A 1,057-nucleotide genomic window follows, 5' to 3' on the forward strand; every position below is an offset into this window, starting at 1 on the left:
TGGTGCTCGGTTCGGCTTGTGTAGGATAGGTGGGAGACTGTGAAGTGGCCACGCCAGTGGTTGTGGAGTCGTTGTTGAAATACCACTCTGGTCGAATTGGGTGTCTGAACCTCGGGCCATGATCTGGTTCAGGGACAGTGCCTGGTGGGTAGTTTAACTGGGGCGGTTGCCTCCCAAAATGTAACGGAGGCGCCCAAAGGTTCCCTCAGCCTGGTTGGCAATCAGGTGTTGAGTGTAAGTGCACAAGGGAGCTTGACTGTGAGACTGACGGGTCGAGCAGGGACGAAAGTCGGGACTAGTGATCCGGCACCTCCTGGTGGAAGGGGTGTCGCTCAACGGATAAAAGGTACCCCGGGGATAACAGGCTGATCTTGCCCAAGAGTCCATATCGACGGCATGGTTTGGCACCTCGATGTCGGCTCGTCGCATCCTGGGGCTGGAGTAGGTCCCAAGGGTTGGGCTGTTCGCCCATTAAAGCGGTACGCGAGCTGGGTTTAGAACGTCGTGAGACAGTTCGGTCCCTATCCGCCGCGCGCGTAGGAGACTTGAGGAAGGCTGTCCCTAGTACGAGAGGACCGGGACGGACGAACCTCTGGTGTGCCAGTTGTTCCGCCAGGAGCACGGCTGGTTGGCTATGTTCGGAAGGGATAACCGCTGAAGGCATCTAAGCGGGAAGCTCGTTCCAAGATGAGGTCTCCCACCACCTTGCGTGGTTAAGGCCCCCCACAGACCATGGGGTTGATAGGCCAGAGATGGAAGCCCTGTGAGGGGTGGAGTTGACTGGTACTAATAGGCCGAGGGCTTGTTCATGACGAGTTGTTTGCATCCACTGTGCGACCCTGAACACACAAACACATTGTGTGGTCGGGGTGCGTGTTCGCATCCACCTGCAGGATAAGTTGATAGTGTTGTCGGTGGTTATGGCGGAGGGGTAACGCCCGGTCCCATTCCGAACCCGGAAGCTAAGCCCTCCAGCGCCGATGGTACTGCACTCGCCAGGGTGTGGGAGAGTAGGTCGCTGCCGACATTCAACATTCAGTGGGTCCCCGCCGGTCGG

2 rRNA genes are annotated in these 1,057 nt (G+C 58.0%); both read left to right on the top strand.

What is annotated here, in order from left to right:
• Positions 1-810: ribosomal RNA gene (locus KME75_RS41865) — 23S ribosomal RNA — on the top strand; the annotation flags it as partial.
• Positions 811-910: 100 nt separating this feature from the next.
• Positions 911-1,027 (top strand): 5S ribosomal RNA (gene rrf / locus KME75_RS41870).
• Positions 1,028-1,057: the final 30 nt, after the last annotated feature.

It is taken from the genome of Pseudonocardia nigra (genome assembly GCF_019396355.1).
Taxonomy (GTDB): Bacteria; Actinomycetota; Actinomycetes; order Mycobacteriales; family Pseudonocardiaceae; genus Pseudonocardia; species Pseudonocardia nigra.